We start from the raw sequence: 4,810 nt of genomic DNA, 5'->3' as shown, positions 1-4,810 counted from the left end.
CCGCATACGTCCTACGGGAGAAAGCAGGGGACCTTCGGGCCTTGCGCTATCAGATGAGCCTAGGTCGGATTAGCTAGTTGGTGAGGTAATGGCTCACCAAGGCGACGATCCGTAACTGGTCTGAGAGGATGATCAGTCACACTGGAACTGAGACACGGTCCAGACTCCTACGGGAGGCAGCAGTGGGGAATATTGGACAATGGGCGAAAGCCTGATCCAGCCATGCCGCGTGTGTGAAGAAGGTCTTCGGATTGTAAAGCACTTTAAGTTGGGAGGAAGGGCATTAACCTAATACGTTAGTGTTTTGACGTTACCGACAGAATAAGCACCGGCTAACTCTGTGCCAGCAGCCGCGGTAATACAGAGGGTGCAAGCGTTAATCGGAATTACTGGGCGTAAAGCGCGCGTAGGTGGTTTGTTAAGTTGGATGTGAAATCCCCGGGCTCAACCTGGGAACTGCATTCAAAACTGACAAGCTAGAGTATGGTAGAGGGTGGTGGAATTTCCTGTGTAGCGGTGAAATGCGTAGATATAGGAAGGAACACCAGTGGCGAAGGCGACCACCTGGACTGATACTGACACTGAGGTGCGAAAGCGTGGGGAGCAAACAGGATTAGATACCCTGGTAGTCCACGCCGTAAACGATGTCAACTAGCCGTTGGGAGCCTTGAGCTCTTAGTGGCGCAGCTAACGCATTAAGTTGACCGCCTGGGGAGTACGGCCGCAAGGTTAAAACTCAAATGAATTGACGGGGGCCCGCACAAGCGGTGGAGCATGTGGTTTAATTCGAAGCAACGCGAAGAACCTTACCAGGCCTTGACATCCAATGAACTTTCCAGAGATGGATTGGTGCCTTCGGGAACATTGAGACAGGTGCTGCATGGCTGTCGTCAGCTCGTGTCGTGAGATGTTGGGTTAAGTCCCGTAACGAGCGCAACCCTTGTCCTTAGTTACCAGCACGTAATGGTGGGCACTCTAAGGAGACTGCCGGTGACAAACCGGAGGAAGGTGGGGATGACGTCAAGTCATCATGGCCCTTACGGCCTGGGCTACACACGTGCTACAATGGTCGGTACAAAGGGTTGCCAAGCCGCGAGGTGGAGCTAATCCCATAAAACCGATCGTAGTCCGGATCGCAGTCTGCAACTCGACTGCGTGAAGTCGGAATCGCTAGTAATCGTGAATCAGAATGTCACGGTGAATACGTTCCCGGGCCTTGTACACACCGCCCGTCACACCATGGGAGTGGGTTGCACCAGAAGTAGCTAGTCTAACCTTCGGGAGGACGGTTACCACGGTGTGATTCATGACTGGGGTGAAGTCGTAACAAGGTAGCCGTAGGGGAACCTGCGGCTGGATCACCTCCTTAATCGACGACATCAGCTGCTCCATGAGCTCCCACACGAATTGCTTGATTCATTGAAGAAGACGATAGAAGCAGCTTTAAGCTCCAAGCTGATAGCTCTGAGCTAACAGTTACAAGCTCGAAATTGGGTCTGTAGCTCAGTTGGTTAGAGCGCACCCCTGATAAGGGTGAGGTCGGCAGTTCGAATCTGCCCAGACCCACCAATTTTGTTATGGGGCCATAGCTCAGCTGGGAGAGCGCCTGCCTTGCACGCAGGAGGTCAGCGGTTCGATCCCGCTTGGCTCCACCATAAACTGCTTCGAAAGTTTGAGAGTTTAGAAATGAATATTCGCAGTGAATATTGATTTCTAGTCTTTTGATTAGATCGTTCTTTAAAAATTTGGGTATGTGATAGAAAGATAGACTGAACGTTACTTTCACTGGTAACGGATCAGGCTAAGGTAAAATTTGTGAGTTACTCTGAATTGAGTATTATCGAATTTTCGGCGAATGTCGTCTTCACAGTATAACCAGATTGCTTGGGGTTATATGGTCAAGTGAAGAAGCGCATACGGTGGATGCCTTGGCAGTCAGAGGCGATGAAAGACGTGGTAGCCTGCGAAAAGCTTCGGGGAGTCGGCAAACAGACTTTGATCCGGAGATGTCTGAATGGGGGAACCCAGCCATCATAAGATGGTTATCTTGTACTGAATACATAGGTGCAAGAGGCGAACCAGGGGAACTGAAACATCTAAGTACCCTGAGGAAAAGAAATCAACCGAGATTCCCTTAGTAGTGGCGAGCGAACGGGGACTAGCCCTTAAGTGGCTTTGAGATTAGCGGAACGCTCTGGAAAGTGCGGCCATAGTGGGTGATAGCCCTGTACGCGAAAATCTCTTAGTCATGAAATCGAGTAGGACGGAGCACGAGAAACTTTGTCTGAATATGGGGGGACCATCCTCCAAGGCTAAATACTACTGACTGACCGATAGTGAACTAGTACCGTGAGGGAAAGGCGAAAAGAACCCCGGAGAGGGGAGTGAAATAGATCCTGAAACCGTATGCGTACAAGCAGTGGGAGCAGACTTTGTTCTGTGACTGCGTACCTTTTGTATAATGGGTCAGCGACTTATTTTCAGTGGCGAGCTTAACCGAATAGGGGAGGCGTAGCGAAAGCGAGTCTTAATAGGGCGTCTAGTCGCTGGGAATAGACCCGAAACCGGGCGATCTATCCATGGGCAGGTTGAAGGTTGGGTAACACTAACTGGAGGACCGAACCGACTACCGTTGAAAAGTTAGCGGATGACCTGTGGATCGGAGTGAAAGGCTAATCAAGCTCGGAGATAGCTGGTTCTCCTCGAAAGCTATTTAGGTAGCGCCTCATGTATCACTGTAGGGGGTAGAGCACTGTTTCGGCTAGGGGGTCATCCCGACTTACCAAACCGATGCAAACTCCGAATACCTACAAGTGCCGAGCATGGGAGACACACGGCGGGTGCTAACGTCCGTCGTGAAAAGGGAAACAACCCAGACCGTCAGCTAAGGTCCCAAAGTTATGGTTAAGTGGGAAACGATGTGGGAAGGCTTAGACAGCTAGGAGGTTGGCTTAGAAGCAGCCACCCTTTAAAGAAAGCGTAATAGCTCACTAGTCGAGTCGGCCTGCGCGGAAGATGTAACGGGGCTCAAACCATACACCGAAGCTACGGGTATCATCTTAGGATGATGCGGTAGAGGAGCGTTCTGTAAGCCTGTGAAGGTGAGTTGAGAAGCTTGCTGGAGGTATCAGAAGTGCGAATGCTGACATGAGTAACGACAATGGGTGTGAAAAACACCCACGCCGAAAGACCAAGGTTTCCTGCGCAACGTTAATCGACGCAGGGTTAGTCGGTCCCTAAGGCGAGGCTGAAAAGCGTAGTCGATGGAAAACAGGTTAATATTCCTGTACTTCTGGTTATTGCGATGGAGGGACGGAGAAGGCTAGGCCAGCTTGGCGTTGGTTGTCCAAGTTTAAGGTGGTAGGCTGGAATCTTAGGTAAATCCGGGATTCTAAGGCCGAGAGCTGATGACGAGTGTTCTTTTAGAACACGAAGTGGTTGATGCCATGCTTCCAAGAAAAGCTTCTAAGCTTCAGGTAACCAGGAACCGTACCCCAAACCGACACAGGTGGTTGGGTAGAGAATACCAAGGCGCTTGAGAGAACTCGGGTGAAGGAACTAGGCAAAATGGCACCGTAACTTCGGGAGAAGGTGCGCCGGTGAGGGTGAAGGACTTGCTCCGTAAGCTCATGCCGGTCGAAGATACCAGGCCGCTGCGACTGTTTATTAAAAACACAGCACTCTGCAAACACGAAAGTGGACGTATAGGGTGTGACGCCTGCCCGGTGCCGGAAGGTTAATTGATGGGGTTAGCTAACGCGAAGCTCTTGATCGAAGCCCCGGTAAACGGCGGCCGTAACTATAACGGTCCTAAGGTAGCGAAATTCCTTGTCGGGTAAGTTCCGACCTGCACGAATGGCGTAACGATGGCGGCGCTGTCTCCACCCGAGACTCAGTGAAATTGAAATCGCTGTGAAGATGCAGTGTATCCGCGGCTAGACGGAAAGACCCCGTGAACCTTTACTATAGCTTTGCACTGGACTTTGAATTTGCTTGTGTAGGATAGGTGGGAGGCTTTGAAGCGTGGACGCCAGTTCGCGTGGAGCCAACCTTGAAATACCACCCTGGCAACTTTGAGGTTCTAACTCAGGTCCGTTATCCGGATCGAGGACAGTGTATGGTGGGTAGTTTGACTGGGGCGGTCTCCTCCTAAAGAGTAACGGAGGAGTACGAAGGTGCGCTCAGACCGGTCGGAAATCGGTCGTAGAGTATAAAGGCAAAAGCGCGCTTGACTGCGAGACAGACACGTCGAGCAGGTACGAAAGTAGGTCTTAGTGATCCGGTGGTTCTGTATGGAAGGGCCATCGCTCAACGGATAAAAGGTACTCCGGGGATAACAGGCTGATACCGCCCAAGAGTTCATATCGACGGCGGTGTTTGGCACCTCGATGTCGGCTCATCACATCCTGGGGCTGAAGCCGGTCCCAAGGGTATGGCTGTTCGCCATTTAAAGTGGTACGCGAGCTGGGTTTAGAACGTCGTGAGACAGTTCGGTCCCTATCTGCCGTGGACGTTTGAGATTTGAGAGGGGCTGCTCCTAGTACGAGAGGACCGGAGTGGACGAACCTCTGGTGTTCCGGTTGTCACGCCAGTGGCATTGCCGGGTAGCTATGTTCGGGAAAGATAACCGCTGAAAGCATCTAAGCGGGAAACTTGCCTCAAGATGAGATCTCACTGGAACCTTGAGTTCCCTGAAGGGCCGTCGAAGACTACGACGTTGATAGGTTGGGTGTGTAAGCGCTGTGAGGCGTTGAGCTAACCAATACTAATTGCCCGTGAGGCTTGACCATATAACACCCAAGCAATTTGC

Annotated in this window: 2 tRNA genes and 2 rRNA genes; all 4 read left to right on the top strand. The window is 51.4% G+C overall.

From position 1 onward, the window contains the following. Window positions 1–1,369, top strand: a 16S ribosomal RNA gene (locus IEQ42_RS27085); the annotation flags it as partial. A 123-nt stretch (window positions 1,370–1,492) separates the two neighbouring features. After that, window positions 1,493–1,569: transfer RNA gene (locus IEQ42_RS27080), tRNA-Ile, on the top strand. A 10-nt stretch (window positions 1,570–1,579) separates the two neighbouring features. Next, window positions 1,580–1,655: transfer RNA gene (locus IEQ42_RS27075), tRNA-Ala, on the top strand. A 241-nt stretch (window positions 1,656–1,896) separates the two neighbouring features. Beyond that, window positions 1,897–4,790, top strand: a 23S ribosomal RNA gene (locus tag IEQ42_RS27070). The last annotated feature ends 20 nt before the right edge of the window (window positions 4,791–4,810 follow it).

The sequence above is a fragment of the Pseudomonas iridis genome (assembly GCF_017980685.1).
In the GTDB taxonomy this organism is placed as follows: domain Bacteria; phylum Pseudomonadota; class Gammaproteobacteria; order Pseudomonadales; family Pseudomonadaceae; genus Aquipseudomonas; species Aquipseudomonas iridis.
Note: the sequence above shows the minus strand (reverse complement) of the source record. Positions and strands in the feature narration are given on the sequence as shown.